Source organism: Streptomyces syringium (assembly GCF_017876625.1).
In the GTDB taxonomy this organism is placed as follows: domain Bacteria; phylum Actinomycetota; class Actinomycetes; order Streptomycetales; family Streptomycetaceae; genus Streptomyces; species Streptomyces syringius.
This window is the reverse complement of the sequence record NZ_JAGIOH010000001.1, coordinates 1,256,655-1,280,954: the sequence shown is the minus strand read 5'-3', so window position 1 is coordinate 1,280,954 and position 24,300 is coordinate 1,256,655. Positions and strand designations below refer to the sequence as shown.

Here is a 24,300-nt window from a genome sequence, read left to right as displayed (position 1 = left end):
AAATCGGTTCGCACGCAAAAAACGGGTTCGTATTTCCAGGAAAGGGAAACATATGACGGGCGATCACCTCGTCTGGGACGACGACTTCTTGGGCGGCTTCAGCACCGAGGGGCCCGACGCGCGCTACACGTTCCTGCCGTTCGGCACCGAAGTGGGCCACGACGGCGTGGCCGCCACATCCCGGCAGGGGCTGCGGGTCGTCGCCGCCGGGACGAATCCGACGACCGGTGAGCCCGCGTTCACGATGTCGCTGGGCCAGGGCGACCCCAGCGGGCTGCCGGGCACCCTCGACCACGTCAAGTGGCTGGTCTACGCGAACAAGCAGTCGTCCGGCGGCGTCCTCGGCTTCGACACCGGCCCGGGGCACGAACTGTCCTGCGAGGCCCGGATGTCGGGCGCGGCGTACGGCGTGGCGGACCATCCCTTCGGAGCCGCCGTGCCCGACCCGGGCACCGACCCCAGGCTGGCCTCGGCCTGTCTGGCCCTCCAGGACCCGGAGTCCGACGTCGCCTTCGAGTTCTCCCTCACCAATGAGGCGGTCTACGTCTACTACGAACGGCTGCCGAACGCCCGCGCCCGGTCGGGCGACTACGCCTCCTTCCTCCACACCGTCCCGGTCGCCCGCCGCACCCCCTACGACGAGCACGACCTCAAGATCACCTACGACGGGTCCCGCGGCGTGGTCACCTGGTTCCTGGACGGCCGGGAGGTCTTCCGGCTCGACCGGATCGGCTATCGGCTGACGTCGCGCGATCACCTGGTGGTCGACCACGGCGGAGTCGAGGAGCGGGTGGCACCCCGCCAGCTGGCCTGCGGGATGGGCCTGTTCAATTTCCTCGACGGAGGGTTGCCCGGCCGGCCCGGCTCCGGCCTCGTACGGCTGACCACCACACCGAAGTACTACTACGACCCGGTGACGGGCGAGCCCGCCCCGCAGCGGTTCCTCGACGACGCGAGCCTCGCGTCCAACCGTCTCTTCGGCCAGGGAGCGGGCTTCCGGATGAGCAGGTTCACGGTGTCGAGCACGCCCGTCGGGTCAGCATGACCGGCACGGTGAGCGACGCGGTCGCCCCGGCCGACCTGGTCGGAGCCTGGCAGCTCGAGTCCTATGTCGGCGTCGACGAGGACGGCGGCGTCAGTGAGGGCCCGCTGGGCCCCGCACCCGAGGGCGTGCTGATCTACAGCGCCGACCGCCATATGACGGTGAGCATGATGCGCGCCGGTCACGAGCCGCCCCCGGGCGCCGTCCCGGTCCCGGTCACCCGCTTCATGGGGTACGCCGGCACCTGGCAGCTGTCCGAGCGGCAGATCGTCCACGAGGTCGCCGTCAGCTCGCACCGTCACATGGTCGGCACCCGGCAGGTCCGTGGCCTCACCCTCAAGGGAGATCTGCTCATACTCTCCGGGTCGGCGCGCACCCCGGACGGACGGCAGGAGCAGCGCGTCCTGAACTGGCGGCGGGTTTCCGGAGGACGACCGTGAGCTATGACTTCGACCCCGAGCTGAAGCCCTTCGTCCCCCGGATGAGGCCCCTCGACTACACCGAGCCCCAGGCCGCACGGGCCACGATGCGGGAGGTCATGGCCCGTCAGCCGGCGTACGAGCCGATATCGCGGGTCCTGGTGGAGGACCGGCGCATCCCCGTGCCCGACGGCCCGGAGATGACCGTACGGCTCTACCGGCCCATGGACCGGCCCGGCCCGCGGCCGGCCCTGGTCTTCCCGCACTGGGGCGGCTTCGTCACGGGCGACCTGGACACATCGCTGACCGCCGCCACCCGCATCGCCGACCTGGTGGGCGCGGTGGTGGTCTCACCGGACTACCGCCTCGCACCGGAACACCCCTTCCCCGCCGGGCTCCAGGACTGCTACGCGGCGCTGGAGTGGACCGTCGACCACGCCGCGGAGCTGCGGATCGACCCGGGCCGGATCGGCGTGGGCGGCTTCAGCGCCGGCGGCGGGCTGGCCACGGGGCTCGCCCTGCTCGCCCGGGACCACAAGGGTCCGCCGCTGCGCTGTCTGTACCTGCTCTTCCCGCAACTGGACGACCGGCTCGAGACCCTCTCGGCCCGGGACTTCGTGGACACGCCCATGCTCGACCGGGCCAATCTGGCGGTGAGCTGGCAGCACTACCTCGGCGGCGGCGCGGCCACGCACTACGCCGCGCCCGCCCGGGCCGAGGACCTGACCGGGCTGCCGCCGGCCTTCGTCGGCGTGTGCGAGTTCGACCCGCTGCGGGACGAGGGCTTCACCTTCGCCCACCGGCTGATCCAAGCGGGGGTGAAGACCGAACTGCGGCACTACCAAGGAGCGTTCCACGCGTCCATCGGTCTCGCCCACGCGGCCGTCTCCCAGCGGATGGTGACCGACCAGGTCGACGCGCTGTGCCACTACCTGGCCCCCTGACGGGACCGGCCTGCCGGCCGGTCCCGTCAGGGGCGCCGTGGAAGCGGGAAGTCCCCGAGCCCCCCGTGCCCGGGGACTTCCCGCGTACCCCGTGCGGTGTCACGCCGCCGATCTGGCCAGCTGGAGCAGTTGCGCGTGCTGGGCGACGCGCTGCCCGAGGTGGGCCGCGGTGAGCAGGTCGGACTTCTTCATGGACTCCGGCCCCTGGTCCCCGGCGCACTGCCCCATGGCGCCCAGCCAGCCACCGAGCCGGTTGAGCTCGTCCTCCGACGAGCCGGGCAGCAGGTCGAGATTCACCCAGTGCATCCCGTGCTGAGCCGCCAGGACGGTGAAGTACTGGAGCGTGTTCACCTTGTCACCGCTCATCGATCCCGAGGTGGTGAAGCCCGCGGCGACCTTGTCCTTCCACGCCTGTGCGTACCACCGACCGCTGGAGTCGTGCGCGAAGGTGTGGAAAGCCGGGCTGGCCGAGCCCATATAGGTGGGTGAGCCGAAGATGATCGCGTCCGCTGAGTCCAGCGCGGCCCACTGCTCGTCGGTGAGCGCTTCGACGGAGATCAGCTGGACGACGGCACCCCTGACCGACGCCGCGCCGTCGCGCGCCGCCTCGGCCATCCTGGTCGTATGTCCGTAGCCGCTGTGGTACGCGATGACGACGGACACCGAACGATCGGACATGTGCATCCCCTTTGTGATCTCAAGTAAAGGTCCTGGGGCCCAGACTGACAATCATTCCGGTGCAGGTGTACTGACCTTTCGGGCTGTCGGACCTGCTCGAAGGGAGGGGCGGCGCCCACCCGTCGCCGCCTTCCAAGATCACCCCTGAGGCCACATCAGCCCGCGGGGATCGAAACCACCCCGTCGGGTGGTGTGAATACGAAAATCCGACCTTAATGCTTGGGTAAATTTTTCGGGCAGTTCCTCAACCATCAATTGGAGCAGCGGGATTCGCCGTTCCCCAGCAATTCGATCAGTGTGATGCGGCGCACAGATAAACATGTGGCGGGGCGGGTTCGCGTCGGATATCTTGCGAGTGGCACCAAAAGCGCATCGCCGTACCCACTTGGGGGTGAATGGGTCTCGGCGACGGGGGATGAAGCGCTTGGCGGATCCGACAACGTCGTTGATCCACTTTCGAAATGGATGAATTTCGAACGATGCTGGATCACTCTCTTGCCGGAGTTCGCTGATCAACTACGGGGGAGTACGGTGAAATTCAAGCTGCTCGGACAATTCGAGATCGTGGTCACCGAGGACCGTTCGTTCTTCCTGAGCCGGTCGAAGGTCAGTCAGCTCATCGGCCTGCTGCTGGTTCAGAACGGCGAAACGGTCAGTGTGGACACCCTGATCGAGGAACTATGGGGAGAGAACGCGCCACGCAGCGCGCTCACCACTCTCCAGACGTACATCTACCACGCGCGGAAGATCTTCGCGGGCATGCCCGGCGGGGAGCATGTGCTCGTCACCAGGCCTGCCGGGTACGTCATCCAGGTGCCCGACGACGCGATCGACGTCGCGGTCTTCGAGCGACTCGTCCAGCGGGCGAGGCGGCTGCTGGACGACGGCCGGCCGGAGGAGGCCATGGGCTGTCTCGACGAGGCGCGGGCGCTCTGGAGGGGCCCCGTCCTCGTCGGCATGATGATCGGGAGCGTCCTGGAGGCGCACCTCACGTACATCAACGAACTCCGGTTCTCCGCCACTCATCTCCATATCGAGGCCAGTCAGCGCCTCGGCCGGCACCAGGAGATCATCCCGCAGCTACGGCTGCTGGTCGCCGAGAACCCGCTCAACGAAAGCCTCCACGCCCAACTGATCAAGGCGCTCGACAAGTGCGGGAGGCGGGCCGAGGCCCTTCAGGCCTATCGGAGCCTCTGGCGCATCCTCGACGCGGAGCTGGGCGTCGAACCTGCCCCTGAACTGCAGCTGTTGCAACATGAGCTGCTGTCCAGGGGCAGTGTCGTGCACGGCAGGAGCTGACAGCCGTCCGGCGTGAGCCTGATCGGTGCGACAGGTGCCGGGCCCGGCCGGAAATCGGCCGGGCCCGGCACCGCGCGTTTCCCGGCCGCTTCGGGCTACGCCCGCTGCGGGACGATATGGAACAGCGGCTCGTCGTACTCGACCGGATCGCCGTCCGACTTGAGTGTCCGGGCCACCTTCCCGGTCACGTCCGCCTCGACGGGGATCATCAGCTTCATCACTTCGACGATGGCGATCTGCGCGCCCTTCGCGATCACGTCGCCCACCTTCACAAACGGCTCGGCTCCCGGCTTCGGGGCGCTGTAGAAGGTCCCCACCGAGGGGGCGCGCACCTCATGCGGGCCGTCGTCGCTCCGCGCCGCCGCGGCGGCCTCCGCCGGGGCGGCGGAGGCCGTGACCGGCCGGGGAGCGGCGCCGGGCGCGGCCGGCGGGCTCTGCGGCCACTCGGCCTCCAGCGTCACCCCGCCGGCCTGGACCCGTAACAGCCTCGGCGGGCTGTCGAATCCCTTGAGCAACTCCAGGACGTTCTCCCGGACGAGGTCCAACGCGGCCGATGTGCTCGGCGCGTTGTCGTCTTCGCCTGTGTTCACCTTTGCCCCCTGCCCTTCGTCCCTCGCGTGCCGTAGTCCGTCCATGTCAGCCGACGAGGCCGACGACCCGCGTCCATCCGGCGCCCGCCCCGGCCACCGACACGGGGAAACAGGCGACGGTGAATCCCGTCGCCGAGGGGAGGTCGGCCAGCCGGGCGAGCTTCTCCAGCTGGAGGTACTCCTGGGTGCGGCCGTAGATATGGGCGGGCCACAGATACCCCCGGTCGCCGGTGCGGCGGTAGTCCTCGATCATCGACCGCATCGGCCGGTCCAGGCCCCATGCGTCGATACCGATGACCCGCACCCCGCGCTCCACCAGGAAGGCCGTGCCCTCACCGGTCAGCCCCGCGTAGTCGGTGAGGTACTTCGCCGAGCCCCAGAGCGCGTCGGCTCCGGTCCACAGCAGAACGATGTCACCGGGGCACAGCTCGTGCCGTGCCGCGGCGAGGGCGCCGCGGAGGTGGTCGACTGTGATGCCCTCACCCGCGGGCACCTCCCGCAGGTCGAGGCGGACGCCGGGGCCGAAACACCAGTCGAGCGGCACCTGGTCGATGCTTTTCGCCGGAAGACCGCCGCTCAGCGGCCCGTAGTGCAAGGGCGCGTCCATATGGGTGCCGGTGTGCGTGGTGAGCGTGACGGTCTCATTGGAAATGGCCATCCCGTCCGGGAAGTCGTCCGGGGCGAGCCCGAGGACGGCCGCGGCCGCCTCGTGGCCGAGCACCTCCACCGTCACCGGCGTGGCTTCACTGTCGGTGTCGCGGGTGGCCACACTGAGGTCGACGAAGCGGGTCACTCCGCTTGCCTTCCCGTCAGCGAACAACGTCCGTTCGATGTTTCGCATGACTTGTCTCCTCTCCATGCCGCCGCTTGGCCGCCCGGTCATCGTCCGGTGACGGGATCGAATAACGCTCGAGAACGACCCGGATCGCGGTAAGTGGAACGCGGTGAACTATTCGTCGGGACTGCTTGGAAAGCCTCTGGGCGTATGGAAGGATGCGTGCCGTTCGCACGCGACACGGGGTTCGGGGCGGCGAGCGCCACCCGTGCCCGATCACAGGGGAAAGTGAACTACGGGGGGATGTATCGCCATGCCGGTCGAACGAGAAGACGTTTCGGCGAAAGAGCCGGAATTCGGTCCGGTCTCCATCGGTCCCGACGACCGTCGCTATCCGGAGCTTGTTTCCGGATTCAATCGCCGATGGTCCGCCGCGCCTGAGTCCGTACGCATGGCCGGAAAATCCGAACATGTAGCGAAGGCGGTCCAGGCGGCGGTCAGCACCGGAAAGCGACTCTCCATCCGCAGTGGTGGGCATTCGTACGCCGACTTCACCTACAACAAGGACGTCGAAGTCATCGTCGACCTCTCGATGATGAATGACATCTTCTACGACCCGCGTCGCAAGGCCTTCGCCATCGAGAGCGGCGCGCAGCTCGGGCACATCTACGAAACGCTTTTCCGTGGTTGGGGCGTGACCCTGCCCGGCGGGGTGTGCCCCGCGGTCGGTATCGGCGGCCATGCCACGGGAGGCGGCCACGGCCTGCTGTCCCGGCAGTTCGGCAACGTCTGCGATCTCATCGAGGCCGTGGAGATCGTGGTCGCCGACCGTCCGAACAAGGTCCGCACGGTGATCGCCTCGCGGGAGGACACCGGCGACCTCAAGGACCTGTGGTGGGCGTGCTGCGGAGGGGGCGGCGGCAGTTTCGGCGTCATCACGAAGTTCTGGTTCCGCAGCCGTGGGGCGACGGGCAGTCGCCCGGCCGAGCAACTCCCGCAGCCGCCGCGAGAGGTGCTGATCAGCACGGCCTTCGCGCCCTGGCAGCAGATGGACGAGACCCGGTTCACCCATCTGCTGCGCAACCAGTGCCAGTGGTACGTGGAGAACAGCGACCCCGCCTCACCGGCCTCGGCCCTGTGCGGACTGCTGTTCGTCCAGCATGTGTCGAGCGGCGGGATCGGCATGCTCACCCAGGTCGACGCCTCCGCGCCGAACGCGGAGAAGCTGCTCGAGGAGTACCTCGGCGCGGTCACGGCCAACACCGGCATCACGCCGTTCCCGTTCCGGCGGCTGCCCTGGATGGCCTCGACCGTGACGATCGACACCAGCAACCCCACGGTGATGACCAACGCGACCCTGCGCGGTGCCGTCAAGCACGCGTATCTGCGGCAGTCGTTCACCAAGGAGCAGTGCGCGGCCATCTACCACCACATGACGCGCCCGGACTACGCGAACACTAGCCCCGGCACGGCCATGATCCAGCTCGGCGCGATGGCCGGCGGCAGGATGAACGCGCTCGCCCCCGGGGACACCGCGCTGCCCCAGCGCAGGTCGGCGCTGGTGGCGATGTTCGAGAACTTCTGGGTCGAGGCGGCCGAGGACGCCAAGCACCTTGGCTGGGTGCGTGACATCTACGGTCAGACCTTCGCGTCGACCGGCGGCTACCCCGTGCCCGGCGACCGCTACGAGGGCTGCAACATCAACGCGCCCGACCTCGACATCACCAACCCGAAGTTCAACAAGTCGGGGGTCCCCTGGCACACGTTCTACTTCGGCGACAACTACCGCCGACTGCAGCGGACGAAGGCGCGCTGGGATCCGAAGAACGTCTTCCGCCACTCGCTCTCGATCAGCGCTCACTGACGTCACCGCCGTCAGCCGCTCTCGACGTCGTGCGGGCCCGGGTGTGCCGACCCGGGCCCGCACCCGTTTGCGCGCGTGCCGCCGGTCGCGGTCCTGCTTCCCCCACGCGACCTCGAGTGGTCTTCGAGCCGGTTGCAGCAGTTTGGGGGCCATGGAAACCACCCATGAGCATCGCACCGAGCACACCCGGGTCGTCGCGGCGCCGCCCCGGGTGCTCTACGGCCTGGTGGCCGACGTGACCGTATGGCCGGCTCTCTTCGGCCCCAGCGTCCACGTCCGCCATGTGGAGCGCTCCGAGCGCGCGGAGAGCTTCGAGCTGTGGGCGACCGTGAACGGAGAGGTCAGCAGCTGGGTGTCCCGGCGGACGCTGGACCCGGACCGGCTGCGGGTGACCTTCAGGCAAGAGGTGAGCCGGCCGCCGATCGCCTCCATGGGAGGGGAGTGGCTCTTCCGCGAGCTGTCCGGCGGGCACACCGAGGTGGTGCTGCGGCATTCCTTCTCGGCCGTCGACGACAGCCCCGAGACGGTGGCGCGGGTCAACGCGGCGCTCGACCGCAACAGCCCCGAGGAGCTGGCCGCGCTGGGCCGCATCGCGGAGTGCGGCCACGCCCCCGAGGACATGGTCCTCACCTTTACCGACACCGTCGAGCTGTCCGGTGCCGCCGCCGACGCCTACGCGTTCGTGGCGCGGGCGGATCTGTGGGCCGACCGGCTGCCGCACGTCGACCGGGTCCGGTTCGGCGAGCCCGCCCCGGGCGTCCAGGACCTGGAGATGGACACGGTGACGGCGGACGGGGCGCGCCACACGACCCGGTCGGTGCGGGTGTGCCGGGCGCCGGAGTGGATCGCCTACAAGCAGTTGCTGCCGCCGAAGCTGCTCCTCGGTCACAGCGGACTGTGGACCTTCACGGAGGGGCCCGCGGGAGCGGCGGGGGCGACCCTGACGTCCCGGCACACGGTCGTGATCGACCCGCACGCGGTGGAGGCGGTGCTCGGCGCGGGCCACGACCTGGCCGACGCGCGGACGTTCATACGCGAGGGGCTCGGCCGTAACAGCGCGACGACCATGGCGTACGCCGCGCAGTACGCGGCCCGCACCCAGCGGTAGGCACCCCACGCGCCCGCCCGGCGCGGCCGGGCGGGCTGATGCGAGAGGCCTCACGGCTCCAGGAGCAGCCGGTCCTGCCGGACGTGCCGGGAGCGGTTCAACAACACGCCGTCGACGCGCACCAGCACATCGGTGACCACACAGACGGGGCCCGTCTGCGGCTGGCTGCCGGGCCTGGTGTTGATCACGTAGGCGTAGTAGGTGGCGCGCAGTGACCCGTCCTCCTGCGGATCGAGGACGATCATGTTGAACCAGTGCCTGCGGACGACGGGGTCGTCGTCGAACCGCCGGTGGAACTCCAGCAGCTCCGTCACGATGCCCGCCCGGGTCCGGGCCAGCTGGCCCGGCGAGTGGCTGAACTCGCCGTCCTCGGTGAACGTGGCCGCGAACGCCTCGAAGTCACGACGGTCCATCAGCTGCATCTGCCGGGCGAAGAAATGCTGGACCTCGGCGTAGAGCGCGGTGATGTCGGTGCGGGTGTCGATCGTTGTCATGGGGATCCTTCGGGAAGACGGCGGCAACTGCCGTCACCGTGGCCGCGCCGGATCGCGGTTGGCTCGAGGATCGGCCGGACCGGCCGGGGCGCGGGGCCCGCGGCCCGGTGCCGGATCAAGGCTCGTCCGACCGAGCTTCGAGTGGGCCCGGCCAGGCTGACGCCCAATTGCCCGTGGCTTGGCGTGAGTGGGAGGAACGGAAATGGCACGAACCGGCAGGCCGGTCGCGATCGTCACCGGTGCCACCAGCGGAATGGGCCTTGTCATCACCGAGCGGCTGGCTCAGCAGGGCCTCCGGGTCTATGTGTGCGCACGGGGGGAGGGCGTCCTCGCCGAGAGCGTCAAATCGCTCCAGGACCGGGGCTTCGACGTGGACGGAAGCCCCTGTGACGTCTCCTCGCCCGACCAGGTGCGGCAGTTCGTCCAGGCGGCCGTCGACCGGTTCGGCCCCGTCGACATCCTGGTCAACAACGCCGGGCGCAGTGGTGGCGGCGCCACTGCCGAGGTCCCCGACGAACTGTGGTTCGACGTCATCAACACCAATCTGAACAGCGTGTTCCTGATGACCAAGGCCGTGCTCACCATCGGCGGGCTGCGGGAGAAGGACTGGGGGCGCATCATCAACATCGCCTCGACGGGCGGAAAGCAGGGCGTGGTCCACGCCGCCCCCTATTCGGCGTCCAAGCACGGTGTCGTGGGCTTCACCAAGGCCCTCGGGCTGGAGCTGGCACCGACGGGCATCACGGTGAACGCGGTGTGCCCCGGCTTCGTCGAGACCCCCATGGCGGAGCGCGTCCGTGAGCACTACGCCGAGATCTGGGGCGTGTCCACCGACGAGGCGTTCGACCGGATCACGACCCGGGTGCCGATCCACCGCTACGTCGAGTCGGACGAGGTGGCGGCCATGGTGGAGTACCTGATCAGCGACCGGGCCGGCGCGGTGACGGCACAGGCACTGAACGTGTGCGGGGGCCTCGGGAATTACTAGGCTGACCACCAGAACCGACCGGGACCACCCACTGCGGAAGGCTTCACGATGACCGACGGACAGCACCACGGCGAGGTAGCGCTGGTGACCGGCGCCAACAAGGGCATCGGCAAGCACATCGCCCGGCGCCTGGCCGGTGAGGGAATGACCGTCTACCTCGGCGCCCGTGACGAACAGCGCGGTCGCGAGAGCGCGCGCGAGCTCTCCGTACCGGGGCTGGACGTCCGCTTCCTCCAGCTCGATGTGACCGACCAGGAGCAGGTCGACGCCGCCGTCCGGCGGATCGAGACGGAATCCGGACGGCTCGACGTCCTCGTCAACAACGCCGGTGTGGTCGTCGAATGGGGCGTCACGGTGCCGGAGGTCACCCGGGAGCACATGCGCACGGCCTTCGAGGTCAATGTCTTCGGCACCGTCGCCGTGACGCAGGCCTGCATCCCGCTGCTGCGCAAGTCGGGTGCGGGCCGGGTGGTGAACATGTCCAGCCCGCTCGGGTCGCTCAGTCTGCTCAGCGACCCGGACAACCCGATCTCCACCCGCAATCTGCTGCCCTACAGCTCCTCCAAGGCCGCGCTCAACGCCATCACCATCGTCTATGCCAACGCCTTGCGCGAGGCCGGCATCCGGGTCAATGTGGCCAACCCCGGTCTGGTCGCCACCGATCTCAACGCCGGCTCCCCCTTCAGCCGGGGGACCCGCACCCCCGAGGAGGGCGCCGAGGTGCCCGTACGCCTTGCCCTGATGGGCGCTGACGGTCCGACGGGAAGCTTCCGCGGCAGCATGGACGGCTCGGTGGACGAGACCGTGCCGTGGTGAGTGCCCCGTAGCGGCCCCTTGGGAGAACTGTCCGCAGAGGTCACAGGCCGGCCCGCCGGCCTGTGACATGGGCAACAGGCCGCACAACATCATCGGGGCGATATGGCAGTATCTGGTCCACACGTGCCGGAAATTGTCTGTGGATGAACGAGCGGAGCCGACACCGCAGTTGAGGGGCCGGGTCGGCCGGCAGCGAGCCCGGCCGGTGGCCGGCCGCGAGGCAGTCGGGCGTGGGCTCCGTGAAGAAGGATGCCACTGTGCCCCAGAGGAAATTGCTCGCTGTCAGTGATCTGCATGTGGCGTACCAGGAGAACCGCGCCATCATCGAGTCGCTGCGCCCGGAGTCGGACGACGACTGGCTCATCCTGGCGGGTGACGTCGCCGAGCTGTACGAGGACATCGAATGGGCGCTGCGGCTGCTCAGCGGCCGTTTCGCCAAAGTGGTCTGGGCGCCGGGCAATCACGAGCTGTGGACCCACCCCAAGGACCCCGTCGACCTCCGGGGCGAGCGGCGCTATCTGCACCTGGTGGAACTGTGCCGCTCCCTCGGTGTCGCCACCCCCGAGGACCCCTATCCGGTGTGGCAGGGCGAGGACGGCCCGGTGACGATCGCCCCGCTCTTCGTGCTCTACGACTACACCTTCCGGGCCCCGGGCGCGACCACGAAGGAGGAGTCGCTGCGCATCGCCTACGACTCCGGCATCGTCTGCACGGACGAGCACTTCCTGCACCCCGACCCCTACCCCACGCGGGACGCCTGGTGCCGGGCCCGGGTGGCGGCGACCGAGCGCCGTCTCGCGGCCGTGGACCCCGGGCACCGCACCGTCCTCGTCAACCATTTCCCCCTGACCCGCGAGCCCACCAGGATCCTGCGCTACCCCGAGTTCGCCCAGTGGTGCGGCACGGAGCTGACGGCCGACTGGCACATGCGCTACCGCGCCACCGCCGTCGTCTACGGACACCTCCACATCCCGAGGGTGACGTGGAGCGACGGGGTGCGGTTCGAGGAGGTCTCGATCGGCTATCCGCGCGAATGGCGCACCCGTACGCCGCGTGACCCGCTGCGGCAGATCCTGCCCCAGCGCAGCGCCGTCGGTGTGGGGGGAGCGCGGTGATCGAGGAGATACTGCCCGCCGCCGTGGTCGGCGTGGAGACCTTCGCCGATCTGCCCGACGACGCGAGGGGCCTCTTCCCCGAGGAGGAGGCGGTGGTGGCCAGGGCCGTGCCGAAGCGGCAGCGCGAGTTTGCCGCCGTACGGTCGTGTGCCCGGCAGGCGCTCGGACGGTTCGGACTGGCGCCCGTGCCCTTGATCCCCACCCCGCGCGGCGCCCCGCGGTGGCCCGCGGGGATGGTCGGCAGCATGACGCACTGCGACGGCTACCGGGCGGCGGCCGTGGCCAGAGCGGGCGACGCCGTCTCGATCGGTATCGACGCCGAGCCCGACGGGCCGCTGCCGGAGGGAGTGCTCGACCTCATCGCGCTGCCGGGCGAACTCCGGTGGATCCATGCCCGCACGGCGGCCGGCCCCGGGGTGCACTGGGACCGGCTGCTGTTCAGTATGAAGGAGAGCGTCTTCAAGACGTGGTACCCGCTGACCGGCCAGGAGTTGGACTTCTCGGAGGCGGAGATCGAGGTCGACCCGGACGCGCGCACCTTTTCGGCCCGTCTGCTGGTGCCCGGCCCCGTGGTGGCCGGGCGGCGCGTGGACGGCTTCTCCGGCCGCTGGACGGCCGGTGCCGGTTTGATCGTGACGGCCATCGTGCTGCCGGGCAGCTGAAACACGTCGTCGCATCAGGAGGCGGACCGCGTCGAGCGAGTGTCAAGAAAAAGTTGACAGAGGGTGTGGCGTCAAGGAAACATTGACGCCATGATCACTTCGACGCGGCCCGCGTCCGCCGCCAAGCCCGCCGCCGCCCTCCTCCCCGCCGTGCTCGGCATACTCACCGTCGCGGTCTGCCTCATCAGCGTGGCGGTGACCTCCGCGGACGATCTCGGCGACGGCCCCTTCTTCGTCCTCCTCGTGGCCCAACTCCTCCTGGTCGCCGGCATGGGGGCGATCGCCGGCGCGATGCGGACGCAGGCGGTCGCCGACGTGGCGGGGATCGAGGAGGCGCGCATGCGGCGGGACCGGGAGACGCTGGACGCGCTCGAACCGCTGCGGCCGGCCGACCGCGCGGAGCCCCGCACCGACGAGCGCCGATGAGCGCCGCCGAACCGCTCAGCGCCGAGGAGACCGCCCGGATCCGGGAAGGGATCGCCGGGGCCGTCCTCGGGGCACCCGAGGGACTGGCCGAATCGCTGGAGCACGACCCCGACGGGTTTCTGCGCCTGGTCGCCGCCACCCGGGTCGGCGCCGAGGAGGCCGGCCGGCTCCTGCGCGAGGCGGTCCAGGGTGCCCGAGCCGCGGGCCACAGCTGGGACACCGTGGGCCGCATCCTCGGAGTGAGCCGACAGGCCGCCCAGCAGCGGTTCTCCGTCAAGGGCGACTCGGCCCCCGCCGCGACGGGCGAGGGGAGCGGCGAGCGCCGGGTGCTCACCCCGCTGACCGCCTTCGACGAGATGCAGGCACTCGCGGAAGCGGGCCTGGAGCGCTGGGAACTGGTCGACTACGGACCGCTGTACCACGTGGTCGAGGCGTCCGACCGCCCCTGGGAGCACCGCCGGGTGCCATTCGCGGTCGGCGGCCGGCACCGGCGGATGGAAGCCGACGGCTGGAGCCAGGTCGGCACCGGCTCCTTCCCCTGGCGCTACTACAAGCGCCCGCTGAAGAACCCCGAGCACCGGCAGCCGTAGCCCCGCCGGCCGGGCTGTTCCCCTTACCCGCGAGGTAATCGCGCGTCCTCCGCCGCCTCGGCATGCTGAGGGCAGCGGATCTCGGGCCGGCGCCCTCCGGCCCGAAATCCGCGCCCCACCCCCCTTATTCAGCACCGAACGAGGAGAACTCGCCATGTCGCAGTACGAGACCGCCGTCGCCCGCTACTTCGAGGCCTGGAACGCCACCGACCCCGCCGCCCGCGCCGAGGCGGTCGCCGCCGCCTGGACGGAGGACGGGTCCTACACCGACCCGCTGGCCGATGTCCGCGGGCACGAGCAGCTCGCCGAGGTCATCGCGGGCGCCCACGGGCAGTTCCCCGGCTTCGAGTTCCGGCACACCGGGACGGTCGACGGACACCACGACACCGCGCGGTTCGGCTGGGAGCTCGTGTCCGCCGCCGACGGGTCCGCGCCCGTCGCCGGGTTCGACGTGATCACGCTGGCCGACGACGGCCGGATCCGTAGTGTCCTCGGGTTTCTCGACCGGGTGCCCACGGCGTGAGGCCGTGAACGCCCGCAAGCCACGGCTCGTCCGGAGGGGGAGGGAAGTCTCCCCTCCGGCAGGTCGTCAGGGCGTCAGATTGACCGTGTAGTTCGTGAATCCATTGACGTCGATCTCGCGGAAGCCCTCATTGCGGGTGGGCGGGTCACACCGGTTGAGGCACCATTCGAAGGCGTTGTTCGTGACGCAGGTGACGATCGGCCCCGCCCACACCGCGCCGTCCGTGGCTTCGGCGTGGAAGTACCAGAAGCGGTTGACCGCCGATACGTTCGCGCCGTCCACGGTCACCGTCGCGCCCGGCTGGATGTTCCACCAGCCGCGCTTCAGCCAGCCTTCCGGGCAGTTCGGGAAGCGCTTGATGTACGCCACCGAGACGAGGGTGCGGTAGCTGTTACGGAAAGACAGCGACATCGGATTCCCCCCTCAGCTCTCGGACGGTGCGAGTCGGAAGCTCGGGCCCGCGCCGGCCTGCGGCGCGTACTCCTCGGTCACCAGGAGGCCCGGCCGATGGCGGACGACCCCCTCGGATTCGACCTCCACGGCTTCCTCGGCGGTCACGGGCGCCGCGGCGGTCCGGACGGCGTTCGCCACCTGCGGATCCAGGTCCGAACGGGCGTCCGCGCCCGCGTCGTCTGCTTGCTGCTCCGTCATGTGCGACCCCTCCTGCGATACGCCGGTTCGGTCACCGGACTGTGAATGCCGAGAGTAATCGGATGACTTCGCAGTGTGATACGGCGTGTGGTGGCGTAGCCTCCGGACCGTTCTGCGGGCATCGCGCGCCGGCGCGCGGGCTGCGCGCGAGCCCCTCGCCCACCGGCCGGGGTCAGGAGGGGGCGTGCTCGCCGGACTCGCGCATCCGGCCCCTCTTGCGCCAGGCGACGACGACCGCCGCGAGCCCGGTGAGCGCGATGAAGCCCATGGCGGCGATGAACGCCGGTGACGTGGGAGCGGTCGCGTGGCTGCCCGCGATCACATAGGCCGCGGTATTGGGCACGCTGCCGAGGCCCGTCGCCAGCAGGAAGGGCAGCCAGCCCATCCGGGAGACGGCCGCGCAGTAATTGGCGGCCGCGAACGGCACGCCCGGGAAGAGACGGATCGCCAGCATCGAGCGGAAGCCGTGCCGGCTGAGCTGCCGGTCCGCGGCCCGCAGCCACCGCCCGCGCAGCAGTGGACGCAGCGCGTCCTGGCCCAGCAGCCGTCCCAGACCGAAGGCGATGCCCGAACCGAGGACCGTGCCCGCCAGCGCGGCGGCGGTGCCGAAGGGCGCACCGAAGAGCGCGCCTGCGGCGAGGTTCAGGATCGGGCGCGGTACGAACGCCGCGGTGCACAGCCCGTACGCGACCGCGAACAGGACGACCGCTGCGCCGCCGGACAACTGCGGGGGCCAGCCGTCGGCGAGCAGCCGCTCCGGGCGGCACACGAGCACGGTCGCCCCCGCAGCGGCGAGCAGCGTGGCGAGCAGACCCAGCCGGGACCACGGGGACAACAGCACGCGGGTGCAGCGCGTGGCGAAACCGGGGGAGGGCGCGGCGGACTCGAGCATCGATGGAGCGTAACTGACGCGGGCGTAAGGCGGGCGTGATGTCGCGGAGCCGGGACAGAACCGGCACGGCCGGTCACGTGCCGTTCGCCTCGCCGACACCGGGTGTCCGGAGCGCCGGGCCCGCCGCCCCCGAGCCCGTGGGAACGGCCCGGCGTGCTGCCGGGGGATTCATAATCGCGTGCCCCCGGGCGGGACCCGGCCTAGGGTGCAGCCATGGAAGAACGGCAGGAAGGGGCACTGGAGAGGGCTGAGCAGATGGTGTTGTTCATAGCGGCGGAACGGCGGGCCAGGCTCGCCCTGCGCCAAGGGCAGTTGGAGAAAGTACTCACCGCCCTGCAGCTCAAGATGGTGATCCGGCAGATGACGCAGATGTGGATGGACGGCTTCGTCGTCGGCACGGCGCACCGTGCCAGGGGCGAGCAGCCCTAGAGGCGCCGACCGCGGCGTTGTGTCACGGGGGTGGCCGAGCGGACGAGCCGGGCGCATCGGCACAATGGGGGAGTGGACGAACCAATACCCGTGACCCGGGACGTGGACTGGGGCATCGCCAAGCTGATGCCCGACGTGGACCGGGCGCGGGCCTGGCTGCTGACGGTGAACGGCGCGCCCCAGTCCTATGTGGATCTGGACGATCCCACCCACCTCGAATTCGAGTACGCGCGGCGGCTCGCCCACGCCGTGGACGCCGCCACCGAGCCGCGCCGGGCCCTCGACGTGCTGCACCTGGGCGGTGGCGCGCTCACCCTGCCGCGCTACGTCGCGGCCACCCGGCCCGGCTCGCGCCAGCGGGTCGTCGAGGCGGACCGCGGCCTCATCGCCCTCGTCGCCGAGTACCTGCCGGTGCGGGACGGGTCGGGGATCGAGGTGTGCGCGGCGGACGCCCGTACGGCGCTGGAGGCCGAGCCCGACGCCTCCGCCGACGTGATCATCGCGGATGTCTTCGGCGGCTCGCGGGTGCCCGCGCATCTCACCTCGGTGGAATACGCGCGCCGCGCGGCCCGGGTGCTGCGCCCGCAGGGCCGGTACGCGGCGAACCTCGCCGACGGCGCCCCCTTCACCTTCCTGCGCTCCCAGGTGGCGACGTTCGCGGCGGTCTTCGCGCATGTGTGTCTGATCGCCGAGCCGTCGATGCTGCGGGGCCGCCGCTTCGGCAACGCGGTCCTCGTCGCCTCGCACGCCGAACTGCCCGTCACGGCGCTCGCCCGCCGTGCCGCCGGCGACGCCTTCCCGGCGCGGGTCGAGCACGGACCGATGCTGGAGCGCTTCACCGCCGGGGCGGCGCCCGTGCACGACGCGGACGCGGCACCGTCGCCCGAGCCGCCGGGCGGCACGTTCAGCATCGGCTGACACCGGGCGGGTGTCCGGGCCGCCGTCACGGCGGCCCGGACCCACAGGGCCGGGGGACGCGGTCGCGGGATCGGTTCCGGGACCGGTCAGGAGGGGCCGGTCAGGAGGACTGGAGCGGCCGGAGCGAACTCATGATCTTCTTGATGGTGTCGTCGGGGAGCTCGCCGTCGAAGCCGGTGCCCGCGTAGAGGATCCAGGTCGCCAGGTCGCCCGAGGTGTCCTTGTACGTCACGGCGAAGGCCTTGCCGTCCGTCACGCACTTGTCGGTCTTCTTCACGCCCGTCACCGTCGCCGAGGCGGTGTAGCCGGTGATGCCGTGGTCGCTCTTGAACGGCTTGGCCTTGGTGGTGTCGAAGCGGCCCGTCTTCTTCTGGTCGAACGCCGCGAAGACCCAGTTGAGCGACTCGATCTCGGCGGCCGAGCCCTCACTCTTGGCGCCCTGCGCGCCCTTGGTGCCGGCCCCGGCGCGGTGGTCGTTCTTCGCGCACTCCCCGTCCTTGTAGACGGCGTTGCCCGACATCGTGACCAGGGGCTTGCCGTCCTCGCCCTCGAAGCCGGTGGACATCGTCGGGGAACGGACCGTCCAGTCCGCCGGGACGTCGAAGGCGTTGTGCCGCTTGCCGTTGACGACGACCTTCCATCCGTCGATCACCGGCTTGACCGCTTCGCCGTCGCGCGGATTGTCGTCCGGCGCCCCGCTCTGGCCCTGGCTCGGGTTCGGTGACGGGGTCGCCGGGGCGGACGACGCCGGCTTCGGGTCGCCGCCCTTCGCGGCGGGCTGCTCGTCGTCGTCCTTGAGCACGACGACCCCGGTGACCACGGCCGCGGCCACGACCGCCACCGCCGCCCCGATCGCGATCATCGTGGTGCGCCTGCGGTTGTCACGCGGCGGCTGCGGACCGCCGGGCGCGCCCGGCGGGGTCCACTGCGGGACGCCCGGCTGCCCGGGATGCCCCGGAGCCCCGGGCATCCCCGCCGGCTGCTGGTAGGGATTGGGCTGCTGGTAACCCGGCTGCTGATACGGGTTGGGCTGCTGGTACCCCGGCTGCTGGTACGGGTTCTCGTTCGGCTTATGCATCCTGCTCGCCCCCGGGCGGCTGTTGTCCTGGCCACATGGCCGATAACCATAGAGGGCGTGGCTGACGTCGCCGACCGTCGCCCCTTCCCGACCCTTGCTACCGGCTGGTAACTTGCGGGTATGTCTCAGACCACGCCCTCGATCGGCGACATGCTCGCGGCCACCGTGCCCATGGCCCGTACGCTCAACCTCGTCTTCGACGAGACGACCGCCGAGCGCGCCGTCGTCCGGCTGCCCGACCAGCCCGACTACCACAATCACGTCGGGGGCCCGCACGCCGGCGCGATGTTCACCCTCGCCGAGTCCGCCAGTGGCGCGATCGTGCTCGCCGCCTTCGGCGACCAGCTCTCCCGTGCCGTGCCGCTCGCCGTGCGCGCCGAGATCGGCTACAAGAAGCTCGCCAAGGGCGAGGTCACCGCCACCGCCGAGCTGGGCCGCCCGGCCGCCGAGGTCGTCGCGGAGCTGGACGCGGGGGAGCGCCCGGAGTTCCCCGTCAACATCGCCATCACGCGCGCGGACGGCTCGGTCACGGGCGAGATGACCGTGGTCTGGACCCTGCGGCCCAATTCCTAGCCTCTGGCCTGGGAAGACGCTGATCTGCCGCTCCCGCGGGGCGCATTGAGGTCACGCTGCTTTCCGATTCCATACCGATTCGGCGACGGTGAAGATCCCCGTCAGCAGGATGTCCGTGGTGGCCCGGCCGCGATCCCCCGCACCGACGCGGCCACGGACATACCGGCGGCAGGTGACGAGCGGGTTCGCGTGCCCCATCCACTCGGCGGCGTCCACGACCGACTCGCCGACGTCGATCCGGGCGGTCGCGAAGAAGTGCCGCAGGACGTCACGGGCCGCCGCCCGGTCGTGCGCGCACTCATCGACTTCACCCAGCGGTGGCCCTGCTGCCGGTGGCCGTCCTGCACTTCGTGAAGGACGAGGAGGACCGTCATCGTCGCCACGGTCACTTCTGCCCGTACGAGAGTGTCTGGCCTGTTCCATCCGAACCGGTCCAAGTCATTGTGGTCCCGTTTCGGCGTGGGGTGCCCGAGCGTCTGGGGACCGGCTGTGCCGCGTGGTGTGAGTGGGAAGGTAGCGCTGATCCTGCACGTTGCGCGTGTGGTGCTTGTCATCAAATGATGCGCGGCTCGGCGGACTTGGCCGTGTGGCAGGGAACGGCACGTCGCGTAAAGAGCCCTCTTTCGTGGGAGCCCGGACCAGGGCGAGCCTTGTTCGGCACAGCAAAGGTCACATCAGGGATATTTGCCTCGAACATGGGTGAGTCGGGCGGATGGTGACCGGCCCAAGGGGCGGGCAGTGATCACTCCGCATGTTCCAGGCAGCAAAGCGACAGGCGAGTCGAAGATCGCGTACTTCGCAATCAACTGCGGGGAGGATCCGGCGATGAGTGAACACGGCGGTACCCAGGGGGCTCTGGAGCCGACGAGCGACCCGTCCATCGACACGGCGGCGGGCAACGGCAACGGCGATTACTCCGGTGACGGTCACACCGCTACCGCGGCCGACCTTTACCACCCCAACGCCGTCGCAACGGACGCCTTCGGCAATGTCTACATCGCCGATACCGGCAACCACCGGGTGCGGAGGGTCGACGCGAAGACCCGGACGATCAGCACCGTCGCGGGCAACGGTGAACTGGACTTCTCCGGCGACGACGGGCCGGCCATTGACGCCGCTCTCTCCAGCCCCTGCGGCGTTGCCTTGGACGCCGAAGGCAATCTGTACATCGCCGATACCGGCAACCACCGGGTGCGGAAGGTCGACGCGAAGACCCAGGCGATCACCACATACGCAGGTGACGACAGCGCCGGCTTCGACGGCGACGAGAAGGCGGCCGACGAGGCCAGCCTCTATACGCCCTTCGGCGTCGTGGTGGATTCCGGAGGTGATCTCTACATCGCCGACACCGACAACCACCGGGTGCGGAAGGTCGACGCGAAGACCCGGACGATCACCACCGTCGCGGGCAACGGTGAACAGGACTTCTCCGGCGACGACGAGCCGGCCGTCCACGCCGCCCTCAACCGTCCACGCGGTGTCGCGGTGGATCCCCACGGCAATCTCTACATCGCCGACACCGACAACGATCGGGTGCGGAGGGTCGACGCGAAGACCCGGACGATCACCACCGTCGTAGGTGACGGCAGCGCGATCTTCTCCAATGACTTCGGGGCGGCCGTCCACGCCGGCCTCAACCGCCCCCGCAGTGTCGCGGTGGATTCCGGAGGCAGTCTCTACGTTGCCGACACCGGCAACCACCGGGTGCGGAGGGTCGACGCGAAGACCCAGACGATCACCACATTCGCAGGTGACGGCAGCGCTGATTACGGCGGCGACGGCGGGCCGGCTGCCAAGGCATCCCTCAACGGTCCCTGCGGTGCAGCGGTGAGTTCCGATGGCAGCCTGTACATCGCGGACACCCGGAACAATCGGGTGCGGAAGGTGAGCAGTCTTCCTGTCCCGGCCCGGATCGCCGTGTGGTCGGGGGGAATGACGACCCTGGACCGCTCCGGCGGTGCCGGCTGGCCGGGCGTATACGTGAAGGCACTCGGAGGCGGCTGGATTCCCCCGCAGACGGTGAGCGTGCAGCTCCCCAAGGGAAAGAACCTGCGGTTCTCCGGCAGCGGCACACTGCTGGTGTACCTCGAGGACGGGAACACGTACTCCTACGACGGGACCTTGTCGGAAGACCAACAGACCTTCACCACCAACAGCCCCGTCGACCTGCATCTGTCGGGAGCAGGCGCGACGAACTCACTGCTGATCGCGGTGGAAGCCCCCGACAACGCCGTGCTGGGCGAAGCGCAACTGACCTTCACGGTAGGCGACCAACCTCCGACCGCCTCACCCGTCGACGTCGTGGTCGGGTTCTCGGTGACGCCGGGGGGACCGACGGAGCTGCGGCGCGGGCAAGACCTGGCCATGCCGGGCATCTACGTGAAGCAGCTCGGAGGCGGCCAGGTTCCCCCGCAGACGGTGAGTGTCCGGCTCCCCGAGGGAAAGAACCTGCAGTTCTACGGCAGCGGCAACCTGATCGTGTACGTCAGCCCCGAGGAGCAGTATCCGTACGGCGGGAGGTTGTCGGCCGACAAACAGGCCTTCACCGCCGACAACGTCGACCTGCGCCTGTCAGGGCCGGGTACATCGAGCTCGCTGCTGATCCTGGTGCACACCCCCGACGACGCCGTGCTGGGCGAAGGGGACCTGACCTTCACGGTGGGCGGCAAACAGGCTGTCGCGCCCGTCGACGTCATCGCCGAGTAGGCCCGGTGACGGCTGGATCGTCCCCGCCGGAAGGCTGCCATGAGAGACGCGCCGCCAGGCAGGACCGGGGCCGCGGTGAGGCCGTGGCCCCGGCCGGCCTCGCGGACGGCATCACTCGAAGGCGCCCTTCGCCCCGCTCTCATGTCGTTCTTCCGGAGGGAGTACATGCACGTGGACTCGGCGGCGGCCCGCCCGCACCAGCCCACCCTGGCTGCACGCACCAAGTCATGGAGCCTGTCCATCGCGGCCCGGGTGTACGGATATCCACCGGCCCATAACGCGGGATCCGAGTGGATGCTCCACTCGATGCTCCGCCCCCTGGCCGAGCGCGGCCACCGGGTGACGGTCTGGCTTTCCCACCCCGGGAGCATCGAGAAGAGTTACGACATCGACGGGGTGCACGTCATCCCGTACCAGGAAGGCGCCGACTTCGCCGCCGCCTCGCAGAAGGCGGACGTGCTCCTCTCCCACTTCGAGAACGTCCCGATCGTGTCGGGCCTGGCCCGGGCCCGCCGGATTCCCGTGGCCGTGATCTGTCACGACAACTTCGCCACGAGCTTCCACAATGCGGCGGGAGCCGATCTCGTCGTCTACAACAGCGAATGGATCCGGCGGGACGGGGAGATCTTCTACGCGCGGTACCCTCCGGAATTCCTGCCCAAGCGCACGGTCGTCGTCCGTCCCCCTGTGATCGCGGAGGATTACCGTACCGAACCGGGCGATCACGCCACCCTGGTGAACCTCAACCCCGACAAGGGCGGCGATCTCTTCTGGCAGATCGCCGCATGGACACCGGAGTGGCAATTCCTGGGCGTGCGCGGCGCCTACGGGCAGCAGATCATGCCGCCGCCACGGCTGCCCAACTGCGAAGTCGTCGAGGGCGTACCCGGAAACGAGATGCGCGCGCATGTCTACAGCCGGTCCCGCGTCATGCTCATGCCCAGTCTGTACGAGTCCTGGGGACGGGTGGCCGTGGAGGCGTTCGCATCCGGCATCCCGGTGATCGCCCACCCGACCCCCGGACTGGTCGAGTCCCTCGGCGAGGCAGGGATCTTCGCCTACCGCGACGACATGGACGCCTGGATCCACGCTCTGATGACGCTGAAGGATCCGCAGAACTGGGCCAGGGCCTCCCGCCGGGCGAAAGCCCGCTCCGATGAACTGACCAAGAGCCCCGAGCTCGATGTCTGGTGCGAAGCCATCGAGTCGCTGGGCAGCGAGAGCCGACGGACGTCCTTCCGTATAGCGGACTCGGCGCGCTGACCAGTGCCCTTCTCGGCGGGATGACCGCCCCATGTGCGATCACTCGAGCGAAGAATCTCGGAGTGATCACGGCAGAAAATCGCCAGCGAAACTTCCGACCCGAACTGGAGGCAAGGCAGTGCCTATCGAATTCAAACCGGTCACTTTCTCGGTGGGCGATACGCCCATGGGTGACAGCCCGTGCAAGCAGACGGTGGGATTCGTGCTCCACGGCAAGGTTCGTAAGGACGACAGGAACAAGTCCGTCTGGAGTGTGGCGCTTCAGTCGTACTCACTCGAAGCGGTTTACAACCACAACGCCGACGCCGATCAGATTCTGACGTTCGACCAAGTGGGGTTGAAGATCGTCGGAATCGAAAATCCGGATTACGATGCGGCCGTCGAGCTGACCATCTGGCGCCGCACCCGCCCCGGTGCGACTCCGGACGTCAACCGGCAATTCAGGGGGACCGTCACCGCACTCGTCATCGCCGACGTCACCAGTACCTGACCCCCGGAGAGCGGCAGCCCGAGAGGCAGCGCGTCCGCCGCTGATGGAAGGCCCTCCGGCCGACGAGACCTGTCGGCCGGAGGGCTTCGCTACGGCCGCCGTCGCCCACGGCGTGACCTCCCGCCGCTCCCGTAGTGGCCGCACACCGTCCCAGGAGGAGTTGTGAACATCGCCGTCGCCATACCCTGGCGGCCCCAGACCGGCCGCGAGGAAGCCCACGACATCACCGTCTCCCACTGGCGCCGTACGCTGCCCGCCGCCGCGGTGCTCGACGTCGACACCGGCGACGAGCCGTTCAACGCGGCTGCCTGCCGCAACGCGGGCGTGCGCCGTGCCGCGCGGTCCGGCGCCGACGTCGTCGTCATCGCCGACGCCGACACGCTGGCCGAGGAAGCCCCCCTCTGGAACGCCATCGAAGGGGCCGCCGGGAGTGACCTCGCCCATCTGCCGTACACCGAATACCGATCCCTCGACGCCGAAGGCAGCGCGCAGCACCGCGCGGGAGTGACGCTGTCCGAGTGCAGCGCCCTCACCGTTGAGGGGGCATGCAGTGGCGTCTACGTGACCACCCCGGCGACATGGTGGGCCCACGGGGGACAGGACGAGCGGTTCCGCGGCTGGGGCTTCGAGGACGCCGCGTGGGAAATTGCTCACACCGCCCTTCTGGGCGCACCCCCCGTCCGCCACGAAGGCCGCGTCTACGCCCTGCCCCACCCACCGGGGGTCAAGGAGGGGCTGCAGTACGTGGCCAACGCGGCGCTGTGCCATCGCTACCAGCAGGCCGCGACCGACCCCGAGGCCATGCGCGCCCTTGTCGAGGAGCGGGCGGCCGCCCACTTGCTCTGACGAGTGGGGCTGCCTCTCCGTCGTCGGGTGGCCCTCGGCGTCGCGCGCGGATCGCCCCCGGCCGGTGGCCCGGTCCCTTGTCCCACTCGTGACCCTCGCCCGAGCAACCGGCGGCCCCGCG

29 protein-coding genes are annotated in these 24,300 nt (G+C 69.8%); 21 read left to right on the top strand and 8 right to left on the bottom strand.

The window, feature by feature from the left end; all coding sequences use genetic code 11:
* Positions 1 to 52 precede the first annotated feature (52 nt).
* The 3 genes from JO379_RS05670 to JO379_RS05660 are packed head-to-tail and all read left to right on the top strand — an operon-like array spanning position 53 to position 2,405.
* Positions 53 to 1,045, top strand: coding sequence for a DUF6081 family protein (locus JO379_RS05670; protein ID WP_209514199.1), 993 nt, complete (start codon positions 53 to 55; stop codon positions 1,043 to 1,045).
* On the top strand, positions 1,042 to 1,482 hold the full coding sequence (locus tag JO379_RS05665; RefSeq protein WP_209514197.1) for a lipocalin-like domain-containing protein: 441 nt from the start codon (positions 1,042 to 1,044) through the stop codon (positions 1,480 to 1,482). Before JO379_RS05670 ends, JO379_RS05665 begins: the two co-directional genes overlap by 4 nt.
* Complete coding sequence (locus JO379_RS05660) at positions 1,479 to 2,405, top strand: alpha/beta hydrolase (protein ID WP_209514195.1); 927 nt, start codon at positions 1,479 to 1,481, stop codon at positions 2,403 to 2,405. The genes JO379_RS05665 and JO379_RS05660 overlap by 4 nt, the downstream gene beginning before the upstream one ends.
* A 99-nt stretch (positions 2,406 to 2,504) precedes the next feature.
* Here JO379_RS05660 and JO379_RS05655 read toward each other — a convergent pair whose 3' ends face one another.
* Positions 2,505 to 3,083 carry a flavodoxin family protein gene (locus JO379_RS05655; RefSeq protein WP_130876628.1) on the bottom strand — a complete coding sequence of 193 codons (579 nt, stop codon included), beginning with the start codon at positions 3,081 to 3,083 and terminating at the stop codon, positions 2,505 to 2,507.
* Between the two features lie 531 nt (positions 3,084 to 3,614).
* Here JO379_RS05655 and JO379_RS05650 point away from each other — a divergent pair.
* Positions 3,615 to 4,382 carry an AfsR/SARP family transcriptional regulator gene (locus JO379_RS05650; protein ID WP_130876627.1) on the top strand — a complete coding sequence of 256 codons (768 nt, stop codon included), beginning with the start codon at positions 3,615 to 3,617 and terminating at the stop codon, positions 4,380 to 4,382.
* A gap of 95 nt (positions 4,383 to 4,477) precedes the next feature.
* On the opposite strand, the gene JO379_RS05645 is transcribed toward JO379_RS05650, so the two are convergent.
* A complete protein-coding gene (locus tag JO379_RS05645; protein WP_209514192.1) occupies positions 4,478 to 4,972 on the bottom strand; it encodes an acetyl-CoA carboxylase biotin carboxyl carrier protein in 495 nt (164 codons plus the stop codon).
* 46 nt (positions 4,973 to 5,018) lie between these two features.
* Positions 5,019 to 5,813, bottom strand: coding sequence for a cyclase family protein (locus JO379_RS05640; RefSeq protein WP_242625930.1), 795 nt, complete (start codon positions 5,811 to 5,813; stop codon positions 5,019 to 5,021).
* 385 nt (positions 5,814 to 6,198) lie between these two features.
* On the opposite strand from JO379_RS05640, the gene JO379_RS05635 reads away from it, so the two are divergent.
* A complete protein-coding gene (locus JO379_RS05635; protein ID WP_245381388.1) occupies positions 6,199 to 7,611 on the top strand; it encodes an FAD-binding oxidoreductase in 1,413 nt (470 codons plus the stop codon).
* A 151-nt stretch (positions 7,612 to 7,762) separates the two neighbouring features.
* Positions 7,763 to 8,719 carry an aromatase/cyclase gene (locus tag JO379_RS05630; RefSeq protein WP_209514187.1) on the top strand — a complete coding sequence of 319 codons (957 nt, stop codon included), beginning with the start codon at positions 7,763 to 7,765 and terminating at the stop codon, positions 8,717 to 8,719.
* 50 nt (positions 8,720 to 8,769) lie between these two features.
* On the opposite strand, the gene JO379_RS05625 is transcribed toward JO379_RS05630, so the two are convergent.
* Complete coding sequence (locus JO379_RS05625) at positions 8,770 to 9,213, bottom strand: nuclear transport factor 2 family protein (protein ID WP_209514185.1); 444 nt, start codon at positions 9,211 to 9,213, stop codon at positions 8,770 to 8,772.
* A gap of 202 nt (positions 9,214 to 9,415) precedes the next feature.
* Here JO379_RS05625 and JO379_RS05620 point away from each other — a divergent pair, with 202 nt between their 5' ends.
* The 7 genes from JO379_RS05620 to JO379_RS05590 all read left to right on the top strand — a co-directional run bounded on the left by JO379_RS05620 (position 9,416) and on the right by JO379_RS05590 (position 14,333).
* Positions 9,416 to 10,201, top strand: a complete 786-nt coding sequence (locus tag JO379_RS05620; RefSeq protein ID WP_209514183.1) for an SDR family NAD(P)-dependent oxidoreductase — start codon at positions 9,416 to 9,418, stop codon at positions 10,199 to 10,201.
* 48 nt (positions 10,202 to 10,249) lie between these two features.
* On the top strand, positions 10,250 to 11,017 hold the full coding sequence (locus JO379_RS05615; RefSeq protein WP_209514181.1) for an SDR family oxidoreductase: 768 nt from the start codon (positions 10,250 to 10,252) through the stop codon (positions 11,015 to 11,017).
* Positions 11,018 to 11,274: 257 nt separating this feature from the next.
* Positions 11,275 to 12,132: a metallophosphoesterase family protein gene (locus tag JO379_RS05610; protein WP_209514178.1), complete on the top strand. Its 858-nt coding sequence runs from the start codon at positions 11,275 to 11,277 to the stop codon at positions 12,130 to 12,132.
* Positions 12,129 to 12,794 (top strand): 4'-phosphopantetheinyl transferase family protein, encoded by a 666-nt coding sequence (locus tag JO379_RS05605; protein ID WP_130876619.1) that lies wholly within the window; start codon positions 12,129 to 12,131, stop codon positions 12,792 to 12,794. Before JO379_RS05610 ends, JO379_RS05605 begins: the two co-directional genes overlap by 4 nt.
* A 90-nt stretch (positions 12,795 to 12,884) precedes the next feature.
* Positions 12,885 to 13,220, top strand: a complete 336-nt coding sequence (locus tag JO379_RS05600; protein WP_209514176.1) for a hypothetical protein — start codon at positions 12,885 to 12,887, stop codon at positions 13,218 to 13,220.
* A complete protein-coding gene (locus JO379_RS05595) occupies positions 13,217 to 13,810 on the top strand; it encodes a hypothetical protein (RefSeq protein ID WP_209514174.1) in 594 nt (197 codons plus the stop codon). The genes JO379_RS05600 and JO379_RS05595 overlap by 4 nt, the downstream gene beginning before the upstream one ends.
* A 154-nt stretch (positions 13,811 to 13,964) precedes the next feature.
* Positions 13,965 to 14,333, top strand: a complete 369-nt coding sequence (locus tag JO379_RS05590) for a nuclear transport factor 2 family protein (protein ID WP_130876616.1) — start codon at positions 13,965 to 13,967, stop codon at positions 14,331 to 14,333.
* Positions 14,334 to 14,399: 66 nt separating this feature from the next.
* Here JO379_RS05590 and JO379_RS05585 read toward each other — a convergent pair whose 3' ends face one another.
* The 3 genes from JO379_RS05585 to JO379_RS05575 all read right to left on the bottom strand — a co-directional run bounded on the left by JO379_RS05585 (position 14,400) and on the right by JO379_RS05575 (position 15,876).
* On the bottom strand, positions 14,400 to 14,744 hold the full coding sequence (locus JO379_RS05585) for a DUF1036 domain-containing protein (RefSeq protein ID WP_130876615.1): 345 nt from the start codon (positions 14,742 to 14,744) through the stop codon (positions 14,400 to 14,402).
* 12 nt (positions 14,745 to 14,756) lie between these two features.
* Positions 14,757 to 14,984, bottom strand: a complete 228-nt coding sequence (locus JO379_RS05580) for a hypothetical protein (RefSeq protein ID WP_130876614.1) — start codon at positions 14,982 to 14,984, stop codon at positions 14,757 to 14,759.
* A gap of 172 nt (positions 14,985 to 15,156) precedes the next feature.
* The gene (locus JO379_RS05575; RefSeq protein ID WP_130876613.1) at positions 15,157 to 15,876 is read right to left on the bottom strand and encodes a TVP38/TMEM64 family protein; all 720 of its coding nucleotides are present in this window, start codon (positions 15,874 to 15,876) and stop codon (positions 15,157 to 15,159) included.
* A 213-nt stretch (positions 15,877 to 16,089) separates the two neighbouring features.
* Between JO379_RS05575 and JO379_RS05570 the strand changes: the two genes are divergently transcribed.
* Complete coding sequence (locus tag JO379_RS05570; protein ID WP_130876612.1) at positions 16,090 to 16,305, top strand: hypothetical protein; 216 nt, start codon at positions 16,090 to 16,092, stop codon at positions 16,303 to 16,305.
* Between the two features lie 72 nt (positions 16,306 to 16,377).
* Complete coding sequence (locus tag JO379_RS05565) at positions 16,378 to 17,223, top strand: spermidine synthase (protein ID WP_242625928.1); 846 nt, start codon at positions 16,378 to 16,380, stop codon at positions 17,221 to 17,223.
* Between the two features lie 100 nt (positions 17,224 to 17,323).
* Here JO379_RS05565 and JO379_RS05560 read toward each other — a convergent pair whose 3' ends face one another.
* Positions 17,324 to 18,085: a DUF8017 domain-containing protein gene (locus JO379_RS05560; RefSeq protein ID WP_505016580.1), complete on the bottom strand. Its 762-nt coding sequence runs from the start codon at positions 18,083 to 18,085 to the stop codon at positions 17,324 to 17,326.
* A 336-nt stretch (positions 18,086 to 18,421) separates the two neighbouring features.
* Here JO379_RS05560 and JO379_RS05555 point away from each other — a divergent pair, with 336 nt between their 5' ends.
* The 6 genes from JO379_RS05555 to JO379_RS05530 all read left to right on the top strand — a co-directional run bounded on the left by JO379_RS05555 (position 18,422) and on the right by JO379_RS05530 (position 24,179).
* Positions 18,422 to 18,874: a DUF4442 domain-containing protein gene (locus tag JO379_RS05555; protein WP_130876611.1), complete on the top strand. Its 453-nt coding sequence runs from the start codon at positions 18,422 to 18,424 to the stop codon at positions 18,872 to 18,874.
* A gap of 189 nt (positions 18,875 to 19,063) precedes the next feature.
* Positions 19,064 to 19,228 (top strand): hypothetical protein, encoded by a 165-nt coding sequence (locus tag JO379_RS05550; protein WP_209514173.1) that lies wholly within the window; start codon positions 19,064 to 19,066, stop codon positions 19,226 to 19,228.
* Between the two features lie 471 nt (positions 19,229 to 19,699).
* Entirely contained in the window at positions 19,700 to 21,580 is a 1,881-nt protein-coding gene (locus JO379_RS05545) for an NHL repeat-containing protein (protein WP_209514171.1), read from the top strand.
* Between the two features lie 165 nt (positions 21,581 to 21,745).
* Positions 21,746 to 22,843 (top strand): glycosyltransferase family 4 protein, encoded by a 1,098-nt coding sequence (locus JO379_RS05540; RefSeq protein ID WP_372449052.1) that lies wholly within the window; start codon positions 21,746 to 21,748, stop codon positions 22,841 to 22,843.
* Between the two features lie 118 nt (positions 22,844 to 22,961).
* Complete coding sequence (locus JO379_RS05535) at positions 22,962 to 23,333, top strand: hypothetical protein (RefSeq protein ID WP_130876608.1); 372 nt, start codon at positions 22,962 to 22,964, stop codon at positions 23,331 to 23,333.
* 162 nt (positions 23,334 to 23,495) lie between these two features.
* A complete protein-coding gene (locus tag JO379_RS05530) occupies positions 23,496 to 24,179 on the top strand; it encodes a hypothetical protein (RefSeq protein ID WP_209514169.1) in 684 nt (227 codons plus the stop codon).
* Positions 24,180 to 24,300 lie beyond the last annotated feature (121 nt).